The following is a 21,047-nucleotide window of genomic DNA, read 5'->3' as shown; positions in this document are numbered from 1 at the left end:
AAATATTGCGCGCTGATGTTTGTTGTCCGTGGTGCCGGGTAGGCGGTGGTCAGAACGGAGGTGTCATGACCGACAGCAAACAGAAGTCACGAGTGGTTGTGGTGACCGGCGCCAGCGGCGGTATCGGCCGCGCGAGCGCGGTGGCCTTCGCCCGGCGAGGGGACAGGGTAGCGCTGCTGGCCAGGGGCGAAACAGGTTTGGCGGCTGCGGCCGAGCAGATTCGCCGGGCGGGCGGTACCGCTGTGGTCGTGCCTACTGATGTGGCCGACAGCGATCAGGTGACGGCGGCGGTCGAGCGGGTCGAACGGGAGCTCGGGCCGATCGATGTGTGGGTGAATGTCGCGTTCAGTTCGGTGTTCGCGCCGTTCGACGAGATCGAGCCTGCGGAGTTCCGCCGCGTCACCGAGGTCTCCTACCTGGGTTATGTCTATGCCACGATGGCGGTTCTGAAGCGGATGAAGGCCCGCAATCGAGGCACGATCGTGCATGTCGGGTCGGCGCTGGCGTATCGCGGCATCCCGCTGCAGAGCGCCTATTGCGGTGCCAAGCATGCCATTCAAGGTTTTCACGAGTCGTTGCGATGCGAACTGTTGCACGAGCGCAGCGGGGTGCGGGTGACCATGGTGCAGATGCCCGCGGTGAATACCCCGCAGTTCTCGTGGGTGCTGTCGCGGCTGCCGAAGCAGGCTCAGCCGGTGCCGCCGATCTATCAGCCGGAGGTCGCTGCCCGCGCTGTGCTCTACGCCGCCGACCACCCGAATCGACGCGAGTACTGGGTAGGTGGCAGCACCGCGGCCACGCTGGCCGCCAATGCGATCGCGCCGGGCCTGCTCGATCGTTATCTCGCCATAACGGGTTTCGATTCCCAGCAGACCGATCAACCCCGCGACCCTGAGCAGCCCGAAAATCTGTGGCATCCCGCCGATGGCGAGCGGGGCAGGGACTTCGGCGCCCACGGCATCTTCGATGCCCGGTCCACCGAACACAGTGCGCAGTTGTGGGCGAGTCAGCACCACGGCGCAGTGGCCGCTGCCATCGCCGGGGTCGCTACCGCGGCGCTGGGCCTGTGGTCCCGTTCGCGCCGGTCCCGGCTGTGAGCGCCCGCGCATCCGGTTCGGCTCTCCGGCGGAGCCGGCTGGCGGGGGTCGTCGCCGGCATATGCGGTGTGATTCTGCTGAGCGTTCCCCGCCGGTTCGTCGGCTCCGCCCCCAGGGCCGTGATCGTGGCGCGGCTGCTCGGCGCCCGGTACGGCGTGCAGGGTGCGGTGCTGGTGGTGGTGCCTCGACCGCCGGTCCGCGCCGTGCGTGTGGTGGACCTCCTGCACGCCCTGAGCATGCTCGCATTCCTCGGCTCACCCCGATATCGGCGCCCGGCCCTGTCCAGCGCCGCACTCTCGGTCGGCTTGACGGTGCTGGCCCGGCCGAGCCCCCGTCACCTACATCCTTCGCGAGGAGATGACCAATGACGATTTCCTTACCTGTTCCCGCCGGTTTCCGCCGCGATGTCGATCGCGCGATCACCGAGGTCCGCACCGGCCGCTTCGAGCGCAGCCTGTCAGCGCTGACCGCCGCTGGTGCGCTGGTGACGGCCGCGGAGATCTTCTTCGAACACGACCGGGCCAGTTTCGGCAATCGGATGATGTGGTGGCCGGTGGTGTTGGGGCCGGTCGGTGCTACTGCGGGAGTGGCCGGATTTTTCAGTGAGCGTGCCGCTCACACCGTCCTGCCGATCACTTCGGCGGTCATCGTGGCCAACGGGATGCAGGGGGTTTATCTGCACGCGCGGGGCATCGGCCAAAAACCGGGCGGCTGGCGAAACGCGCGCTACAACCTGGAGATGGGACCGCCGCTGCTGGCCCCGCTGTTGGTGACGATGGTCGGAGGCATGGGCCTGTTGGCGGCCCTGCTACGACGGGAGCGCTGATGCGCCGCACGAACACATCGCCGGGAACCACGCCCGGTGGACGGCAGCCGCGTTTCCCCCATTTCGACGTGCTGGCCCAGGCCGAGCACTGGGACCCGGTGACGGCCGGGGTGGTGCTGGCCCGGCTGGGCCCACCGCCGCCGATCCGATTCTTCACCCCCGACGAGGAAGCCATCGCCGGCCCGCTGCTGGATTTGCTGCTCGACCAGCACGACGAACCGAAAGTGCCGGTCCTGGCGATGATCGACTCACGTCTGAGCGAAGCCAGTACCGACGGATGGCGCTACGACGACATGCCCGAAGACGGCCAGGCGTGGCGGGTCAGTCTGGCAGCACTCGACGAAGACGCCATCGACACCTACGGCGCCGGATTCGCCCGCTGCACCGATCAGGCGCGCACGACGATCATCGGCACCGTCGCGGGCCTGGGCGACAAACCATGGCACGAGTTGCCCGCCGGCCGGGTGTGGAGCCTGTGGACCCGCTACGCCTGCAGCGCCTTCTACTCCCATCCGTGGGCGTGGAACGAAATGGGTTTCAGCGGACCCGCCTACCCGCGCGGATACAAGAACACCGGTATCGATCGGCGAGAGCCGTGGGAGGTGCGCGACCACACCGACGTCGACCCGGTCGCCGACCGACCGGAGGTGGCGCGGTGAAGTGGGGACAGTGGCCGTTGCGCGACGGCGCGGCCGACGCGGTACGCGAACGCAATGCCTCGGCGTGGCTGCTGCCGGTCGGTGACCGGCGCACCGATCACCGATTGCGGCGGGACATGCGCCGTTTCGCCGATTCCGAGGTTGTCGACGCCGTTATCGTCGGCGCCGGCGCGGGTGGCGCGACGATGCTGCAGCGGCTGGCTCACGCGGGGTGGACCGTGGTGGCCTTGGACGCGGGCCCGTTCTGGGACCCCGACCGCGACTGGGTTTCCGACGAGGCCGGCTCGCATCAGCTGTACTGGACCGAACCCAGGATCATCGCCGGCGCCGACCCGGTTCCGTTGGGCTCCAACAACTCCGGACGCGGCGTGGGCGGATCGATGGTGCACTACGCCGGCTACACGCCCCGGCTGCATCCCAGTGACTTCACCACCCGCAGTACCGACGGAGTCGGCGTGGACTGGCCGATCGACTACGCCGACCTCGAGCCCTACTACCAAGCGATCGAAACCGAACTACCGGTAGCAGGGGAGGACTGGCCGTGGGGAGTCCCGCACACCTATCCGCAGTCGCCGCATCCGGTCGGCGGCAACGGGGAGGTGCTGCAGCGGGGCGCGCACCGGCTCGGAATTACCACCAAAGTCGGCCCGGTCGCCATCACCAACGGCAGATTCGGGCACCGCCCGCACTGCATCTACCGCGGTTTCTGCCTGCAAGGCTGCAAGGTCAACGCCAAAGCCTCCCCCTTGATCACCCACGTCCCCGACGCTCTGGCGCACGGCGCCGAGATCCGCGCCGATTGCATGGTCACCCGTATCGAGATCGACGACCGCACCGGAGAAGCCACCGGTGTGCGGTATGTGCGCAGAGGGGTCGAGCAACTGCAGCGAGCGCGCCTTGTGATCGTGGCCGGATACTCGATCGAAACGCCGCGGTTGCTGCTCAACTCGGCGACGCGGCGCTTTCCCGACGGGCTGTGCAACGACCACGACCTCGTCGGCCGCTATCTCATGGTGCAGGGCGCGCCGCAAACGGCGGGCCGCTTCGACGACGAGGTGCGCATGTACAAGGCGCCACCACCGGAAGTGTCGAGCGAACAGTTCTACGAGACCGACCCCACCAAGCCCTACGCGCGTGGCTTCTCGATCCAAACTGTGTCCCCCCTGCCGATTACCTGGTCCGAACACATCATCGGACAGGGACATTGGGGCGCGGCGCTGCGGGAGTACATGCGCGACTACGTGCACTGGTCGTGTCTGGGAGCGCTGTGCGAGTTTCTGCCCCGCGCCGAGAACAGGGTCACCCTGGCCGAGGAGACCGACCGCCACGGGCTGCCGATCGCCCGCTTCTCCTACAGCCAGTGCGACAACGACCGCGCCCTGATGCACGCCGCCCAGTCGGTCATGGAAGACATTCAGCGCGCGGCCGGCGCGCGGGAAGTGATCACCTTCCAGCGATATGCCCACCTGGTCGGCGGTGCCCGCATGGGCGACCGGCCCGAGAACGGAGTCGTCGACGCGGACTGCCGCAGCTTCGCCGTACCCAACTTGTACATCACCGACGGAAGCGTCCTGCCCACCCAGGGCGCCGCCAACCCTGCCCTGACGATCATGGCCATCGCCGCCCGCGCCGCCGACCGGCTCATCGGCGCGGCCCGGATCACCAGCGCACCCGTAGGAGGAAACCATGCCTGAAACAGTTGCCGACTACCTGCTCGCCCGGCTTCGGCAGTGGGGTGTCCAGACCGTTTTCGGTTACGCCGGTGACGGCATCAACGGACTGCTCGCCGCATGGGGTCGCGCCGGGGACGATCCTCGCTTCATACAGGTGCGTCATGAGGAGATGGCTGCCTTCGAGGCAGTGGGTTACGCCAAGTTCAGCGGGAAAGTGGGTGTGTGCGCGGCGACCTCTGGCCCGGGTGCGATCCACCTGCTCAACGGCCTCTACGACGCCAAACTCGATCACGTGCCGGTGGTGGCGCTCGTCGGGCAGACCAACCGCTCGGCAATGGGCGGGTCCTACCAGCAGGAAGTCGATCTGCTGACGCTGTTCAAAGACGTTGCCTCCGAATACGTCCAGATGATCACCGTGCCCGAACAGCTGCCCAACGTCCTGGACCGCGCGATCCGCACCGCCTCGAGCCAACGCGCGCCTACCGCGGTCATCATTCCCGCCGACGTCCAGGAACTGCCGTATTCCCCACCGAGCCACGAGTTCAAGATGGTGCCCTCCTCCCTGGGGATCGACTTCCCGACACCGACCGTCGACGATGAGGCGATCGCCCGCGCAGCCGAGGTCCTCAATTCCGGGAACAAGACCGCGATCCTGGTCGGGCAGGGCGCTCGCGGCGCCCGCCGAGAGATCCTCGATGTCGCCGAAGTGCTGGGAGCCGGCGTTGCGAAGGCGCTGCTCGGCAAGGACGTCTTGCCCGACGATCTGCCTTTCGTCACCGGTTCTCTCGGGCTGCTGGGCACCCGGCCCAGCTACGAGATGATGCGCGGCTGCGACACTCTGCTGACCGTCGGGTCCAGTTTTCCCTACACCCAGTTCATGCCCGAGTTCGGACAGGCGCGGGCGGTGCAGATCGACATCGATGCCCGCTTCGTCGGCATGCGCTATCCCTACGAGGTCAATCTCGTCGGTGACGCCCAGGCGACACTGCGCGCGCTGCTGCCGCGGCTGCGGCGGCGCGAGGATCGATCGTGGCGGGAAAGGATCGAGAAGAACGTCGAGACCTGGTGGTCGACGATGCGGGCCGAGGCGATGGTCGATGGCGACCCGGTCAATCCGATGCGCCTGTTCTGGGAACTTTCGGCACAACTGCCCGCCGACGCCATCGTCACCGCGGACTCGGGCTCCTCGGCCAACTGGTATGCCCGGCACCTGCGCTTCCACACCGACATGCGGGGATCACTATCGGGAAACCTGGCGACCATGGGCCCGGGCGTGCCCTATGCGATCGGCGCGAAGTTCGCCTGTCCCGACCGGCCCGCGATCGCGTTCGCCGGCGACGGCGCGATGCAGATGAACGGGCTCAACGAACTCATCACCATCAAACGGTATTGGACCGACTGGAGCGACCCGCGCCTGATCGTCGCCGTGCTGCACAACAACGATCTCAACCAGGTGACCTGGGAGATGCGCGCGATGGAAGGAGCACCGAAATTCGAACAGTCCCAGCGCCTTCCGGATGTGGACTACGCCGCGTTCGCTGCCGGGCTCGGGTTGGCGGCCGACACGATCACCGATCCCGACCAGCTCGCACCCGCCTGGGGACGTGCCCTGTCGGCCGACCGGCCGACCGTGCTGGATGTGCACTGCGATCCGAACTTTCCGCCGATACCGCCGCACGCCACCATCGAACAGATGAAGGACGCCGCCCTGGCCCTGGCCAAAGGTGACGCGGACAGGTGGGAAATCATCAAACAAGGCCTCAAAACCAAGGCCCAGGAATTCCTGCCGCATCATCGGGACCACTGAGATGACCACACGGTCCCACCCCGCACCGAACCGGCGGTGAAACCATGAGCGGAAACGACTGGCAGGACTTCGCGCCGCACGTGCTGCGCGAATACGCGCTACTGGCCGACGGCGAACGAGGCGCACTGTGCGGGCCCCGCGGCGACATCGCGTGGCTGTGCGCGCCGGGCTGGGATGACGAAGCCGTGTTGTCGACCTTGATCGGCGGCGGCGGCACCTACTCGGTCAGTCCCGCGGGCACCTCGGTGTGGGGCGGCTACTACGAGCCCGGCACGCTGATCTGGCGCAACCGCTGGGTCACCACCGACACCGTCGTGGAATGCCGCGAAGCCCTGCAATTCCCCGGGGACCCACACCGAGTGGTGCTCTTGCGGCGCATCGATGCGGTGGACCGCGACGTAGCCGTACACGTCCAGCTCGACGTGCGCGACGGCTTCGGCCGGCGAGGAATGCGTCAGCTGCATTGCGACCGACAGGGTCGCTGGAGCGCCCGCACCGGCGGACTGTGGCTGCGCTGGTCCGGCGCGCACGCCGCGACGCCCGACGAGCATCACCGGTTACGGCTCGACGTGACACTGCGCGGCGGCAGCCACCACGACCTGGTGCTCGAGATCAGCGATCGCCCGCTGGGCGAGCCGATCGACGCTGATGTGGCCTGGGCCGAAACCGAGCACACCTGGCAGGTCGCGGTACCCGACTTCGACCACAGCGTGGCCCCGCGCGACGCCCGCCACGCGTATGCGGTATTGCGTGGGCTCACCACACGAGGCGGCGGCATGGTCGCGGCGGCCACCCTGGGTCTACCCGAACGCGCCGAAGCCGGACGCAACTACGACTATCGCTATGTCTGGCTGCGCGACCAGTGCTACGCCGGACTGGCGGCCGCCGTCACCGAGCCCCATCCACTGCTGCACGACGCGGTCGCCTTCACCACCGCCCGCGTGCTCGAACACGGTGATCGCCTCGCCCCGGCGTATCGCACCGACGGCTCCTCCCTTCCCCGCGAATCGACACTCGAGCTGCCGGGTTATCCCGGCGGCTCGGATGTGGTCGGAAATTGGGTCACCGGCCAGTTCCAGCTCGACGCGCTCGGTGAAATCCTTCAACTGCTGGCCACCACGGCCCGCTACGGTCGACTCGAGGGTGATGCCCGCAAAGCCGTGGATGTCGTCGTCGACCTCATCGCCACCCGATGGCAGCGGCCGGAGGCCGGTATCTGGGAGCTGCACGACGCCTGGTGGACCCAGTCCCGGCTGGCGTGTGTGGCGGGGCTGCGTGCCATCGCCGCCCAGATGCCCGCGGCACGCGGCGGCGAACTGGTCGGCCTCGCCGACGCCATCCTGGCCGAAACGACCCGTCGCTGCCTGAGCCCGCAAGGCTTCTGGCAGCGCAGCCCCGACTTGGCGACCACCGACGCTTCATTGCTACTGCCACCGGTGCGCGGCGCGGTGCCGGCGCACGATCCACGCACCCTGGCCACCTTGGCCGCGGTCCGCCGCGAGCTCACCGAGGACGGCTACGTATACCGATTCGCCCACGACGCCCGACCGCTCGGTGAAGCCGAAGGCGCGTTCCTGCTGTGCGGGTTCATCATGAGCCTGGCGTGCTGGCAACAAGGCGATGACACCGAACCGTTTCGCTGGTTCGAACGCAACCGTGCCGCATGCGGACCGCCCGGCCTGCTCACCGAGGAGTTCGACGTCCGACAGCGTCAGCTACGCGGCAACATGCCCCAAGCGTTCGTCCATGCCGTACTTCTCGAGTCCGCACAGCGGTTGGGCACCAGCCCGAGCGAGACCGCCACGCCCTGAGGAGACCGAACACCCCCACGAGCCATGCGCCGTCCGAAACCCAAAGGCAGAGTCATGAACGAGATTCCGCATTTTCCGCTCTTCGTGATCATCACCCACGGCCTGAACATCCTGTGGATGAGCCTGCTCATGCGATCCGGCATCGAAGTCCTCTCATCGATGCCCAAGCTGTACTGGAACGACGGATGCCACCCAGGACGCGAGTGGGCGCGATTCTCGGCGAAACAGTACGGAGCCGACTCGCGGCGGGCATGGACCTCCCTCGACGAGGAAGAGCAATGGAATCCGGTGATCGCACTCCCCGGGCGCAGCAACCTCGGATTGGGCCGGCACTGGCACTTCCTGACCGTGCAATTCTGGATACTCACCGGCGCCGTCTACGTACTGGCCGTATTCGCATCGGGATACTGGCGCTACCTGATCCCCACCGATTGGGCGATTTTCCCGCAGGCCGTCCGCGACATCGGGACCTACCTGCATTTCCAGCTCGCACCACAACTGCCGGGAGAACCGTTCGACGCAGCGCAAAAGCTTGCCTACGGCGCCGTGGTGTTCGTACTCGCACCACTTCAAATCGCCTCCGGCGCGGCGATGTCACCGTCCGTGCTGGCTCGATTCCCCTGGTACGGAAAACTCTTCGGCGGCAAGCAAGGCGCGCGCAGCATACATTTCCTCGGGCTGTGCGCCTTCGCCGGATTCGTCGTCGTGCACGTGCTGATGGTGATCGTGCACGGCATCCCCGGCGAGTTCGCCAAAATCGTGCTGGGCTCAGAAAACGCGAACCACACCCTGGCCACCATCGTGGGATCGCTCGGCCTGCTGACCATCATCGTGCTCAACGTCGCCGCAACGGTATTCTCGCGCCTGCAACCACGCCGGACGCAGCTATTACTCGGCGTGGTGGTGCATCCGTTCGAATACCTGATCTCCCGCATGGCCAGAACCTCCCGCCAGCGCTACCACCGACGCGACATCTCCGAATACCACCGCGTCAACGGATACCCGCCCACCACCAAAGATTACAAGACAATGGCCGCCACAGGATTCGCGGACTACCGGCTGCCGATCGGCGGTCTCGTCGCTCGGCCACAGCGACTCTCGCTGCCGGAGCTGGCCGAAATCGGGTGGCAACGACAGATCACCAACCACAACTGCATTCAGGGCTGGAACGCGATCGCCGAATGGGGAGGCGTACCGCTGGCCGATCTCATCGATCACGTCCAGCCCGCCGACACAGCAACTCATGTCGTGTTCTACGGAATGGACGACAAGGGACTCACCGAGGGCCACGGCCGCTACGGCCACTACTACGAGGCGGTTCCCATCGAAATCGCCAGGACCCCACAAGCCCTGCTCGCTTTGGAAATGAATCGAGCGCCGCTACCCGTCGAGCACGGCGCACCCGTCCGGATCCGCCTGGAAACCCAGCTGGGATACAAGATGGTCAAATGGGTCAAGGCGATCGAGTTCGTCGACGACCCGACACGAATCGGCATGGGGCAGGGCGGATACCGCGAGGACCAACTCTTCTACGCCAACGCACCCGGCATCTGATATCGCTCCACACCGCGCAGAAGGAATCCACACAATGAACTCCGCATCCGCCGATGCCTCACCGCCCGACCCGGCCGACGTGCAGCAGGAGGTCGCGGCCGCACGTGCCGCAGTACTACGCGGCCGCGGACCCGGCGCCGCGAAGGACGAACTGCTGCAGTGCCAGCACCAGCGCGCCCTACTGGGTGACCTTCCCACCCCACTGGCCCGTGAACTGGTACACCTGAGTACCGAAGCCATCCGATCGACCGGCCAGCAACCGCAATCAATTTCCGATGACCTTCGACAGTTGCGCGCCATCTGGTCCACCGATGTCGGACAGCACGCGGCAGCGGTCGCGGGGGAGTGGCAGCCCAATCCGAGAAGCTCTTTGCCACGACGACCCGTATTGCCGACTCCGCCTGACCGCTCGGCTCATCGCCCCCGTCCCAGACTGGGCCACACACTGCTGGCCTGGCTCAGCCGCAGACGCCGCAGTTGATGGCCTGCCGCGTGCCGCACCCTGCAAGTGCAGCGGTGCAAGGAGCGAGCGCAACATAGCGTTGGAACGATCGGCAGCTGCGATCGCATGTTTCCCGAGGGCCTGAGCTGGGCGTGCGCTTGGTCGGCGCTCCGCGATATCCCCGCGAGGTCCTCGGGTGAGCCTGGGGGCGGCGACCGGTCTGGGCCTGAACTGACCATCATGGCATTTGATGATCAGGAGGAGGAATAGCGCATGGCTCGAATATGTGTCCTTCCCCAGGTAATTCCTCGAGCACAGGGCAGTGGAATCGGCGCAATGTTGATCGCATCCGTCATGGAATGGGCTGGCCAACAGAGTATCCCGCATCTGGCGTTGGGTGCAGCCGACGAGGTAGCAGGCCTCTACCACCGACGAGGATTCGCCCGAGCGGGACAGTATCTGCGACTTGATGACGGCACGGTGTCGCAGTAAGTCGCCCCCTTTCGTCTGGTCGTATCTCGGTGCCGTTGCTGTGCTTGGTGGCGGTGTAGAGGGCGGTGATTGGTGTTCCTGTGCAGACCTTTTGGGCCAGCAGGTACCGTTTCGTCAAATCAGTCAGGAATTCCCGGTGCTCTTGGCTGAAGTTGGTCTGCATGCCGGATGAAGGGACTTCTGTAATGAGTAAGAAGAATTTCCGGCCCACGCACCCGACATCGACGCGTGAGGCCGCACTCGAAATGCTGCGCGAGGCAGCGAAACAGGGGAAGACTCAGGCGGAGGCCGCCAGGTACGTCGCCGCTGAGTTCACCGATGGTCCTCCTCTGACGACATTGGTCACCTGGGCCCGTCGCGACGGCATCACATTTGCCAAGAAATCGGCCAAGAAGGCCGCTGGGCGCGCCGCTGAGGGCACGATCTCGCGTAGCGATGCCAGCCAGCATGGCGAAAAGGGAGCGGTGAAGAAACCCACGTATTCCAGGGAGTTTCGGACCGCCGCGGCCAGCAACGTCGTTGCGTTGATGGACCAGGAAGGATTGTCACTCCACGCCGCTGCACTTCGGCTCCAGGAACAGGAACCAGGAATGCCGAGCGCCGGAACTCTGCGTAACTGGGTGAACGCGCATGCGGACGCAGCACCGCCGCAGACGTCGACTGTCGTTGAAACCGCAACCGCCCCAGTGCCGGAGGATGCCGACGTTGACGCTGAGTCCCTCGTAGACGAGGGCGTCGACGATCTCGCCGGTGTCGAAGAAGCCGCGAACCCGGTCCGACCGGACACCTTGGTCGTTCGCAGCGAGCAGGAACTGTTCGAAACCCAGGACCTCCTCGTCCGTTATGAGCAGCTGGTCAAAGAAAACCAGAAGCTGCGCGACGACAACACCCGCCTCGCTGAAGCAGCCGAGAGTGTCCCGAAGCTCCGCAAGGAAGTCGCTACATTGCGCGCCACCGTCCGGAACTATTTCGAGATCCTCGAACACGATGACCAGAACTAGGTCGCAGTTGCGATGAAAACGCTGGAACAGATCCCCCGATGGTCGGACAGTCGACCGGTCGACCTCGGCGGTCGGGCCCTGTCAGGCCGGCGTTGACTGGTGGATCTCGGAGTGCGGGAGAGGGTTTGGATACGTTGGCCGGGCGCCGTCGTTCGAGCGTTGCCCGGCGCGCAGACTTCGTGGAATCCCTCGAGACGTGGAGCGATCACAGGGTGAGCGACGAACAGATGGGTTTGGACTTCGGCGATGTCGAGCTGACACCGATCGAGCGGCGGGTGCCACCCGGGCCGGCGGAGTGGCGGCAGTGGTTCCAGCGGATGCCGGCGCAACTGCAGAAATTCGGGTCTGTCACGATTCCCGGTTTACCGCAGCCGGTCTGGTCGGCCGAGGCCGTGGATCGCGTGGCGCAGGTGTTCGACGATCTGTTCCCTGATATCGAATCGGTCCGCACGCCAGCCGATTCCGCCCTGGTCGACCAGTTCCTGCGATGGTTCGGCGAGTGCTCCATCCACCACCACCCCGGCCAGGAGTGGTGCTACCTTCCCGAGGGACCCGCACTGCGCGAAGCCGACGATGTCGAGGGACACGAGCTGACAACCGTGCGGTCGTGGCTCGAGTATGCGGCCGAATTCGGTTTCGACTACGTCCGGTTCCTCTTCCGGCCCGACGATGACACCGACGAGGCCGACGACGACGCCTACGCACGCGAACAGCAAGAGCGGCAGGCAGCCGCGGGGAAATAGCGCGAATGTCAGGGGCGCTGCCACGTGTGGGGGTCGGATGTGATCTGTGTGCCGGTGGCCATGTCCTTGACTTCGTGACCGCCGTCGTCATCGAACGGGGACAGCCACACGAACGGGATGCACTTTCGCGACGCGTAACGCAGCTGCTTGGCGAGCTTGTCGGCCTGGTGGTACACCTCGGTGTTGAACCCGCGGTCTCGCAGGATCGCTGCGGTCGCGAGCGCGTCGGCCCGGCGGTCGTCGGACGGCACGATGACCAGGATGTCGGTCGGGCATCGGCGGCCGGTGTCGATCAAGCCCTCACCGACCATCTTGGCGAAAATCCTGGTCAACCCGATGGACATCCCGATGCCCGGGAGGCTGCGGTTGACGAACGATCCGACGAGGTTTTCGTATCGGCCGCCGGAGCAGATGCTCGGGTATGTGGGCCAGCCGTCAAATTTGCCCTCGTAAACCGTGCCTGTGTAATAGTCGAGCCCCCGCGCGATGGACAGATCGGCAACGATGATGTCTTCGGGCAGGTCGGACAACGATTCGAGCACGAACGCCAGCTCATCGAGCCCCTCGGTCAGCAGCTCGGACTTCACGCCGAGCGCAAGGACCTCTTCCACTACCTGAGCGCCGGTGCCGCGGATTGCGGCGAGGTTGAGTACGGCGCCGACCTGGCGCTGGTCGAGTCCGATCTTGTCGGTGAGGATTCGGCGAACACCGTCGGGGCCGATCTTGTCGAGTTTGTCGGCCGCCTGGATGACCGCGACGGGGTCGGCGATGTCGAGGCCCTGGTAGAAACCCTGAAGGATCTTCCGGTTGTTGACGTAGAGGGTCCACTTCGGCAGGTCGAGCGCCGTCATCGTCTCGTGGACTATGCGCGGTAGCTCGGCGTCGAAGTGCAGCGGAACCTGATCGGCGCCGATGACATCGATATCGCACTGGGTGAACTCGCGGAACCGGCCCTCCTGGGGCCGCTCGCCGCGCCAAGCGCGCTGGATCTGGTACCGCTTGAAGGGGAATACCAGGTCGTTGAGGTGTGCGGCCACGTAGCGGGCGAAGGGAACCGTGAGGTCGAAGTGCAACCCGAGACGGGCGTCGCTGGCGTCGTCGGGATCAGCCTGCAGGCGCCGCAAGGTGTAGACCTCCTGCGAGGTCTCGCTCTTGGCCTGCAAGGTGTCCAGCGCTTCGACTGACGGTGTTTCGACAGAGGCGAATCCGTAGCGTTCGAACGTCTGCCGGATGACGTCCAGCCAATGCAGCTCGACCATCCGGACCTCGGGCAACCACTCGGGGAAGCCACTGATCGATCCTGGCTTGACGACCTGCGGACGGTTCACGGATGTTCCTTCGGCATCGGGGTGCGGCCATCCGGCGCGGCTGGCCGGGTGCCTCGTTGACTATGAAGGATGTTGCGTGCCTGCCGCCAACCGATTTCTCCGGGCGAAGACGTCGCGGGCTTGGGCAACAACAGTCGAGTACCAGTCGGGACGGCCGGCGATCTAACACCTCGCCGGGAATCTGTTTGTCATCGTCGGCCCCCAGCCACGCGAGCAGGGATCGATCGGGAGAGCGTTGTGCTTCTGGGGGTTGTTACAACGCGGCCCAGCTCCATGGCTTAGCCACGAGCCCCCGAATACACGCAATCCTATGCTGAGCCTCCCTAGCCGCTCTTACATTTCCAGCCGCCAAGCTGAGCGAAAATCCGACCCAACGAAGTTCTTGTATATCCGCGAACAGTCGGAATCCGTGCCAATCCGTGACGTCGTATCCGCCGTACGCCGACACGAAGGCTTTGTAGTCCTTCTCGCCTAGCCTGCTGAAGTCCGCGAAGTCGACAGCCAACTGGATAAGGTCCCATTCGGGTCGACCGCGCGAAACCTTGTCCAGGTCGAGCAGCATCGGTACGCCGGAAGAAGGGACCACCACGTTGCCTTGCCATGCATCCCCGTGAATGACACCAAGCGACTCCGAAACAGGTAACTCGCGGTATTGCTTCTCGAGCCTGCCGTAATGCTCGGTGAGCCATGAGCGGTCGTCTTCGGTCACTGCCACCGCCGAGGCGATGCGCTCGGAAAGCCCAACGAAGGGATCGTAATTCGGCAGCTCGAACTCGGTCGGCGGCGGCAAGGCATGCAGCGCCCGCAGCACCGCACCCAGCTCAGCAGGGGTTGATGCCCGGTGTTCGGGGATCAACCGCCACCACGTCACCGGTCGGTCGTCAACGACGACCGGCTGAGGAATTGAGGGAGCAGCTTCGACGGTGGGGATCCCGGACTCGTTGAGCCACTGGGAAACTCGTAGCTCGCGCTCTGCTGCTGTGTTGCTGCCGGGCTTCCCAATCCTGGCCACGACCCCGCCAGGCAGTTCGTAGATGGCATTCGAGCCGTTCCGGATCAAAACAGCGTCGGTGTCATCGACACCACTTAGTGCAGCTGCTCTGGCGAGCACATCTGCTGATTGACGAGCCTGGTTCATGACTTCGTGCCGGTGGTGATGACGTGGCGCAGTTCGGCAACATCGTCGATTCGGCGATGCGCAGAGGCAGCTTCGGCAAGCCCATTCAGCTCGTCACGAATGCGCTGTGAACTGAACAGCCTTGCGTTCTGGGCTGCTTGAAACCCGAGCTTCGCTGCTTCGCTGGGATCACCGAGCCGCATCGTGAGTGTGGCGAGTCGGGTCAGCGAGAAGGTACGAGAGCGCGGATAGTCCTCGCTTTGGAGCTGGACCGCTCGCTGAATGCGCGGTGCGGCCAGTTCTATCCTGCGCCTGGCCTCTGCAACGGGAATCAATGCCTTGCCTGTGCTTCCCATGTGTTCGGCCTCGTCGTAGTAGCACAGCCATGGCGCGTCGGTCTCAGGTGTACGTTCCGCGAAATGTTCATCGGCTCGGGCTACTTCGGTCAGTGCCGCGTCAGTCCGGCCTACCGCGGAAAGAAACTGGGCTCGCAGCGCACCGAGCATGGCGCGGGCAGTGGCGGACAACCGATCTGATCGGACCTGCGCCAGTTCGATCAGCGACAACGCATCGTCGGCGCTTCCCACGTACGCCACCTTGCGCGCCATGTCCGCCAAGGTGCTGGCTCTCAGCTCCCAGGAACCGGCGGTATCGGCACACCAGAGCGCAAACCGGAAGCGTTGTTCAGCTTCCCGATAGTCGGCAATATCGAAGGCGGAGAAGGCCGCAACGCCGCTCAGATTGCCGATCGCCTCGAATAAGGCGCGACGAGCTGTCGGTGATGCTTGCCCCGTGAGCAGGGGCACATAGCGACGCAGTTCCTCCTCGGCTGTGCTGCTTGCTGATCCTCCGCCGTGGAGGTTTTCCGAAGAGGCTGCCTCGCGCGTGGCCGTCTTCACTCTGTCGACATCCGACCAGCCGACCCGCCCGATCGACCGGACACCACGCAGGTAATCGGCCGGGATGGTTTCGGGATTGAACGGGCTGAACAGATTGACAGCGAGTGTCTGTTCAGTGCCCTGGCTGCGCCTCTTGCGGACCGGCATGAATCCCAGCTCGGCATCCGTCGCATGCAGGATTGCACGGAACGCTTCGCGGTACTCTTCGTTTGGCCACCTCACGGTGCCACGTTCGTAGCGCGCAATCGTGTGCGCATCGAGATCCCGGCGCTCTGCCCTGGTGCGCCAGATGTACTCATTAACAGCTTCGGCCAGCTCGGCTCGACCCATCGCGCGGCCTGGCACGATGCGTGATGGCGTAGCTTCTCGGCGCGCTTGCAGTTTCAGATTCGGTGGCACTTTCGCCCCTCGTCGGTGTCCGGTCCGGCCAGTGTAATCACGCCACGCCCACGCGCGCCTGTGTGGCGTTTTCTGCCCCGTAACGTGCCCTCCCGGAGGGGTTTTCGGCGGTCCACCCTTGATCCATCGGCTTTTCGACCGGAACGGCCCACGTGGCCCTGCAAACCCAGGACCACAAGAAGCGGCCATCCGGTCTCTATTCCGAGGACGGTGAAGATGAAGCCCCTGATGTACGGCTATTTGCGTCTCGATGTCGCAAGTGACCACGTCGCTGCATGCGAAGCGCAGATCCAGCGCTTTGCCGAATACGAAGGCTTCGACCTGGCCATGATTTTCCACGAGCGCATTCACGGCGCCACTGCGCTGACGGCTCTAATCGCCGAGTTGCGGCGGTCGCAATCCCACCACGTCGTGGTGCCCTCGATGGAACACCTGATTCGACCGGGCATGTCCAGACAGGCCGTCGAAGCTCGGTTGTGGTGTGAGGCTAACGCTGGCGTTCACGCTGCTGCGCACGCGGGCAACCGAATCGGCGTATTCGTGGGCGCTCCCTACCCCGATCGTGAGTGCCCGGCCACCGTGACCCAACCGCCGCATCCTCCGGGGCAAATGGACGAAATCCATTTGGCGGCGACGACAACCGCCGTATCGACGGCTCAGCGGCATGTCCGTCACACGTTGAGCCGTTGGCTGCTGATCGAACTGATAGCGCCGGCCGAGCGAATCGTCACGGAGTTGGTCACCGAGGCTGTCGGCGCAACTGGCACCGCCGATCCCCACCGAAAATGGAGTGAAGTAACCGACCTGAATCAACTGACGGTTCGCGTTCGCAGAACGGATCAACACCTCGTCGTCGAGGTATGGGATGCCCGGCAGGTCGGACCACATTTGTTGTGCGACTTGCCGTTCAGTGATCAAGTTCTCCGGCTTGCTCAACGCTGCGGTCGATTCAGCCCTGAGCAGGGCGGGCTCGCCACCTGGTGTGAACTGGGCATCCCCGCCCAGACCATCGAGCGGCTGCGGGTGACCGAATGAAGGCGCTCAGTGGCGGCAAGGTCTGTCGCACTGTCAGAGTAGACAGCGAGCCTTCATGGCGCACAGTGTCTTTCGCACGTGAAGAGAAGAGACTGCTCCGGGCTGGCGTAGTCGGCCTCGGTCGTCAGGCGGTGGAAGATCACTTGCCTGGACTACGCGCAGCCGACAGCGCACGGTTGGTGGCGGTGTGCGACGAGAATGCCCAGGTCGTCGAGGAGCGGCAGGTTCGCCATCAGGTCCCGGGGTACACGGATTTCCGGCAAATGTTCGAAGCCGAACAGCTCGATCTGGTGGTGGTCTGCGTGCCGCATGACGTTGGTCGAGCCGTTATCGAGGCTGCTGCCGAACATCACGTCCACGTACTGAAGGAGAAGCCCTTCGCCACCACACTGGAGGAAGCGAAGGAACTTGCCGGAATCTGCGCGCAGTCCGGCATTCAGCTGATGGTGACGCTCCAGCGCCGGTTCAACCCGATCTACACCAGCTTCACGCAGTTGGCCGACCAGATTGGCACGCCATTCGTCATCGACGCCCGCTACACCCTGCATGTGGACGACCCGTCTGAAGGTTGGCGCGGCAGTGCCACAACCGCCGGTGGTGGCTGTGTCATCGACATGGGCTATCACCTGATCGACTTGCTTCTCTGGTACTTCGGCCTCCCGGATCGCATCACCGCGGACATCTCTGTAAGCGCCAGGCCTGATCGAATCTACGACGCCGAAGACACGGCACTCATCCACTTCGCCTACGACAGCGGCCCGTACGGATCACTGCTGCTTTCGCGGTTCATCGGCCCCAAGGCCGAGGAAATTCGCCTCGTTGGCAGCAATGGCATCGTGCACCTGGAGCGTGGTCGGCTATGTCGTCTTACGAACGGTGGCGACGTCATCGAGTCGCTGATCCGCGAGCACGGATGGCCCTCGGCGGCTGCCAGCCAGATCGACTACTTCCGTCATGTCATCGACGGTGATCGGCCGAATCTCAGTGGTCCTGAAGCGAATCTGGCGCATTTAAGCTTCGTCGCCGCTTGCTACGAGTCCGCCCGCACCCGCACATGTGTCAACCCCAAGGAGTTGCTTTGACTTCACCCCTGGCCCTACTGGGCGGAACGCCGGTCATTACCGAGACAGGCCCCCATTTCAGCTGGCCACCAATCACGGACGACACCGCCAAGGCGGTGCTCTGCCAGCTGGATGACGGCATTTCAATCTACGATCGTTCGGGAGTTATCGCACGGCTAGAGGACGCGCTGCGCAGCTACTTCGGTGTGCGATACGCGGTACTGACCAGCTCGGGCACGGCGGCCCTGTATTCGATGTATGCCGCCTGCGGCATCGGCCCAGGCGATGAAGTGATCGTGCCTGCCTATACCTTCTTTGCCACTGTGACGCCGTTGCTGCACCTCGGCGCGATTCCGGTGCTCGCCGACTGCGATAGCAGTGGCAACCTGGACCCGCGCGACATCCCACGGCGCATCACTGACCATACCAAAGCCATTGTGGCACAACATATGTGGGGGAACCCCGCGCAGATCAGCAGTTTGCAGAGCCTCGCTGACGTCTATGGCGTGGACCTCTTCGAGGATGGCTCGCATGCGCACGGAGCGCAGGTCGGAGGGCGCAAGGTCGGCACCTTCGGCCGAGCTTCGGCGTTCAGCATGAACGGCCCCAAACCGCTTTCCGCGGGCGAAGGCGGATTCGTCCTCACCGACGACGAGTACGTCTACTATCGTGTGCTGCTGCACGGGCAGTACAACAAGCGGTGTCGGAACGAGATCCCTACCAGCTTCGGCCTGAGCCGCTACAACGTTACTGGGATGGGCCTCAAGCATCGCATCCATCCAATGGGCGCAGCCATTGCGCTCGAACAGCTCGGCCACCTGGACAAGTACTTGGCGGGCCGAGCAGATATCGCCGAGAGGATCTGTGAGGGGCTCGACGACCTGCGCGGAGTTGTCACACCCTGGCACGATTCCGAAGTGCGCTCCTCGTGGTACGGGCTTGCGTTGCTCTACCAAGCGGAAGACCTTGGGCTGCCGATCGAGCGCTTCTACGCAGCCCTGAAGGCTGAAGGCTGCGCCGAGTTGGATCGGCCCGGCTCCACGTGTCCGCTCAACCTCCTACCGCTGTTCCAAGAACCTGGACCGCTATTTCCCGCACACGAGGGCAAGCTGGCCTGCCGGCCCGGTGACTTCCCGCAGGCCGAGCAAGTCCACCGAAACACCCTCAAGCTGCCAGTTTGGCACCGACAAGAAGACATCCCGATCGCCATGCGCTACGTCGATGCCATCCGCAAAGTGATCCACCACATCGAAGAACTGAAAGGATAATTTCATGGACATCGCCCTGATCGAACAACTGACTACCGGAGCTACAAACGACGGCGTACAGCAACTCGTCGTTGGTGCCGTCGTGCAGCATGACGGCAAGGTGCTCCTGCTGCAACGTCCAGAGCACGACTTCATGGGCGGCATCTGGGAGTTGCCCAGTGGCAAGGTCGAGCCGGGGGAATCACTCGACCAGGCTCTGATCCGGGAGGTCAAGGAAGAAACCGGCCTGAGCGTCACCGCTCTGCGCACCTATCTTGGTAGCTTCGACTACCAGTCCGGCAGCGGGAAGAAGTCGCGTCAGTTCAATTTCGCGGTCGACGTGGACAGCTCCGAACCGGTGAAACTTCAGGAACACGATGCCTACACCTGGACTTCGCTAACTGAGGAGGCGCCGGTGACGGATGCCGTACGGGACGTGTTGGCCGCGTATCAGCAGCTGTGACTAAAAGTCCGGCAGGGGCGCGGTAGGTCCACCGTCTCGTCGGCAATCGTCGTCCTTGCTTGCCCTAATCGCCCTAATCGCACCTTGAGGTATGCCTTGCTGTCCTCTGCGGTGCCGTAGCACCGATCGTTGTACATCGGGGAGCGAACCATCGCACCGCCGACGTCGTCGTAGAGACTAAAGCGTTGGGCGCAGCGCCATCTCGTTCCCCGGTGAGCACTATGTAACCCAAGGGGGCCGCGAGTGTACTAGGCATCGGGGCCTGTCCCTGTCAACGACTATTCATGCTGTGGGCGAGTTCGGTACGGCCACAGCCGGGCGATGGTCGAGACAGTGACCGGCAGCTTGCGGGTCACCGATCCCCGCTCATGTCGGTGACTACTTGTCACTGTTCGACAGTCTGACCGAGCGCGTGATCCAAGGCGCCGACGCCTACGCGCTCATCAGACACGCCACGCCACCCAAGAGTAATCACCATCCCGACCCGGATACCGGTTTCGTGCCCGCATCCCGGCGGCACTGGACACCTCGCCGCTTCGAGACGCCCCCTGCGCCCTATTCCTGACCCGCCGTTTTCTTCCTGATCGAGGACCTGATTATGTCCGCCGTTCTCACCGAACCGAACACCTCACGGGTGCCGTATTCCTCTCGTGGCCTACAGACCACGCGGGAGTACGAGAGATCCGTGTACGAAGGCATTTTCGGTAGCTGCGTCTTCCAGCCGTGTACTCGCGCGCTGACGATCCGCACCCACCGGGTACGAGCGATCATGGCACCGGAAGACCTCGCCGAGACCGCCGTGGAGCGGCTGCACGGGGATCTGCTGATCGTCACACTCGTCCACCGGCCCGGACCGGCGGTGTGGGTGTTTCTCACCCGCCCGCCGGCCTCCGGAGACGACCTGCTCGTGTTGGCCAGGCGTGCCAAGACCAGGGCGATCGTCACGGTCGGTCCGGGAGCCGAGCTCGCGTTGCCGACCGCTGGAGTATCGCGCCGTCGCTGGCGCGGGCCCGCGCCGACCGCCGCCACCACGGTCGGTGACTTCCCGGCCTACGCCGAGGTGATCGGAGCGCTCACCCATGACGCTTAACCCGCCCCGGCCACGCCCGCAGCCGCTACCTGCGTCCCTGGACACGCCGAGCGTGGTGTTCACCGATATCGGTGGCGACGTCGATGACGCCGCAGCGCTGGTGTTGATGACGGTCACTGACCCGCAGTTGGCGCTGGTGGTCACCGTCGATGAGTACCCGGACGGTCGGCGAGCCAAGCTGGCTCGCCATTTGCTGGACTTGCTGGGCCGCAGTGATGTTCGCGTTGTCGCGGGGCTGGCGCTCGGTGCGCCGGGGTATTGGGCCGCCGATGGTCTGTTCCCGGCCGACATCGAGGTGTCGCA

At 64.7% G+C, this 21,047-nt stretch carries 20 protein-coding genes and 1 pseudogene; 18 read left to right on the top strand and 3 right to left on the bottom strand.

Annotated elements, in window-relative coordinates:
* Window positions 1-65: 65 nt before the first annotated feature.
* The 12 genes from NE2_RS31420 (at window position 66) to NE2_RS31375 (ending at window position 12,105) form a co-directional block, all read left to right on the top strand.
* Window positions 66-1,097: an SDR family oxidoreductase gene (locus tag NE2_RS31420; RefSeq protein WP_063031999.1), complete on the top strand. Its 1,032-nt coding sequence runs from the start codon at window positions 66-68 to the stop codon at window positions 1,095-1,097.
* 68 nt (window positions 1,098-1,165) lie between these two features.
* Window positions 1,166-1,465 (top strand): hypothetical protein, encoded by a 300-nt coding sequence (locus NE2_RS31415; RefSeq protein ID WP_146165393.1) that lies wholly within the window; start codon window positions 1,166-1,168, stop codon window positions 1,463-1,465.
* Window positions 1,462-1,923 (top strand): HAD family hydrolase, encoded by a 462-nt coding sequence (locus NE2_RS31410; RefSeq protein ID WP_063031995.1) that lies wholly within the window; start codon window positions 1,462-1,464, stop codon window positions 1,921-1,923. Before NE2_RS31415 ends, NE2_RS31410 begins: the two co-directional genes overlap by 4 nt.
* Window positions 1,923-2,582, top strand: a complete 660-nt coding sequence (locus tag NE2_RS31405; RefSeq protein ID WP_063031993.1) for a gluconate 2-dehydrogenase subunit 3 family protein — start codon at window positions 1,923-1,925, stop codon at window positions 2,580-2,582. Before NE2_RS31410 ends, NE2_RS31405 begins: the two co-directional genes overlap by 1 nt.
* 116 nt (window positions 2,583-2,698) lie before the next feature.
* Window positions 2,699-4,276, top strand: coding sequence for a GMC family oxidoreductase (locus NE2_RS31400; protein ID WP_084494461.1), 1,578 nt, complete (start codon window positions 2,699-2,701; stop codon window positions 4,274-4,276).
* The gene (locus NE2_RS31395) at window positions 4,269-6,062 is read left to right on the top strand and encodes a thiamine pyrophosphate-requiring protein (RefSeq protein WP_063031991.1); all 1,794 of its coding nucleotides are present in this window, start codon (window positions 4,269-4,271) and stop codon (window positions 6,060-6,062) included. The genes NE2_RS31400 and NE2_RS31395 overlap by 8 nt, the downstream gene beginning before the upstream one ends.
* Window positions 6,063-6,106: 44 nt before the next feature.
* Complete coding sequence (locus NE2_RS31390; protein ID WP_063031989.1) at window positions 6,107-7,873, top strand: glycoside hydrolase family 15 protein; 1,767 nt, start codon at window positions 6,107-6,109, stop codon at window positions 7,871-7,873.
* A gap of 54 nt (window positions 7,874-7,927) precedes the next feature.
* Window positions 7,928-9,427 carry a molybdopterin-dependent oxidoreductase gene (locus NE2_RS31385; protein ID WP_063031987.1) on the top strand — a complete coding sequence of 500 codons (1,500 nt, stop codon included), beginning with the start codon at window positions 7,928-7,930 and terminating at the stop codon, window positions 9,425-9,427.
* Between the two features lie 34 nt (window positions 9,428-9,461).
* Window positions 9,462-9,908, top strand: coding sequence for a hypothetical protein (locus NE2_RS36090; RefSeq protein ID WP_146165392.1), 447 nt, complete (start codon window positions 9,462-9,464; stop codon window positions 9,906-9,908).
* Between the two features lie 234 nt (window positions 9,909-10,142).
* On the top strand, window positions 10,143-10,361 hold the full coding sequence (locus NE2_RS37745) for a GNAT family N-acetyltransferase (protein ID WP_106958732.1): 219 nt from the start codon (window positions 10,143-10,145) through the stop codon (window positions 10,359-10,361).
* 185 nt (window positions 10,362-10,546) lie between these two features.
* Complete coding sequence (locus NE2_RS31380) at window positions 10,547-11,362, top strand: hypothetical protein (protein ID WP_146165391.1); 816 nt, start codon at window positions 10,547-10,549, stop codon at window positions 11,360-11,362.
* Window positions 11,363-11,574: 212 nt separating this feature from the next.
* Window positions 11,575-12,105: a hypothetical protein gene (locus tag NE2_RS31375; protein WP_146165390.1), complete on the top strand. Its 531-nt coding sequence runs from the start codon at window positions 11,575-11,577 to the stop codon at window positions 12,103-12,105.
* A gap of 8 nt (window positions 12,106-12,113) precedes the next feature.
* Here the strand turns inward: NE2_RS31375 and hisS are convergent, their stop codons facing one another.
* The 3 genes from hisS to NE2_RS31360 all read right to left on the bottom strand — a co-directional run bounded on the left by hisS (window position 12,114) and on the right by NE2_RS31360 (window position 15,779).
* Window positions 12,114-13,433 carry a histidine--tRNA ligase gene (gene hisS / locus NE2_RS31370; protein ID WP_063031981.1) on the bottom strand — a complete coding sequence of 440 codons (1,320 nt, stop codon included), beginning with the start codon at window positions 13,431-13,433 and terminating at the stop codon, window positions 12,114-12,116.
* Between the two features lie 253 nt (window positions 13,434-13,686).
* On the bottom strand, window positions 13,687-14,571 hold the full coding sequence (locus tag NE2_RS31365; protein ID WP_063909535.1) for a phosphotransferase enzyme family protein: 885 nt from the start codon (window positions 14,569-14,571) through the stop codon (window positions 13,687-13,689).
* Complete coding sequence (locus NE2_RS31360; RefSeq protein ID WP_063031977.1) at window positions 14,568-15,779, bottom strand: NsdA family TPR-like regulatory protein; 1,212 nt, start codon at window positions 15,777-15,779, stop codon at window positions 14,568-14,570. Before NE2_RS31360 ends, NE2_RS31365 begins: the two co-directional genes overlap by 4 nt.
* A 285-nt stretch (window positions 15,780-16,064) precedes the next feature.
* Here NE2_RS31360 and NE2_RS31355 point away from each other — a divergent pair, with 285 nt between their 5' ends.
* From NE2_RS31355 to NE2_RS31330, 6 genes and pseudogenes are all read left to right on the top strand, one after another.
* Window positions 16,065-16,883: a hypothetical protein gene (locus tag NE2_RS31355; protein ID WP_181320988.1), complete on the top strand. Its 819-nt coding sequence runs from the start codon at window positions 16,065-16,067 to the stop codon at window positions 16,881-16,883.
* Window positions 16,880-17,965, top strand: a complete 1,086-nt coding sequence (locus tag NE2_RS31350; protein ID WP_084494458.1) for a Gfo/Idh/MocA family protein — start codon at window positions 16,880-16,882, stop codon at window positions 17,963-17,965. Before NE2_RS31355 ends, NE2_RS31350 begins: the two co-directional genes overlap by 4 nt.
* Complete coding sequence (locus NE2_RS31345; protein ID WP_063031973.1) at window positions 17,962-19,212, top strand: DegT/DnrJ/EryC1/StrS family aminotransferase; 1,251 nt, start codon at window positions 17,962-17,964, stop codon at window positions 19,210-19,212. Before NE2_RS31350 ends, NE2_RS31345 begins: the two co-directional genes overlap by 4 nt.
* Before the next feature lie 4 nt (window positions 19,213-19,216).
* Complete coding sequence (locus NE2_RS31340; protein ID WP_063031971.1) at window positions 19,217-19,654, top strand: NUDIX hydrolase; 438 nt, start codon at window positions 19,217-19,219, stop codon at window positions 19,652-19,654.
* Between the two features lie 769 nt (window positions 19,655-20,423).
* Complete coding sequence (locus tag NE2_RS31335) at window positions 20,424-20,744, top strand: hypothetical protein (RefSeq protein WP_146165389.1); 321 nt, start codon at window positions 20,424-20,426, stop codon at window positions 20,742-20,744.
* Between the two features lie 52 nt (window positions 20,745-20,796).
* A pseudogene (locus NE2_RS31330) lies at window positions 20,797-21,047 on the top strand (nucleoside hydrolase); the annotation flags it as partial.

This window comes from Nocardia elegans NBRC 108235 (assembly GCF_001612845.1).
Lineage (GTDB): Bacteria > Actinomycetota > Actinomycetes > Mycobacteriales > Mycobacteriaceae > Nocardia > Nocardia nova.
Note: the sequence above shows the minus strand (reverse complement) of the source record. Positions and strands in the feature narration are given on the sequence as shown.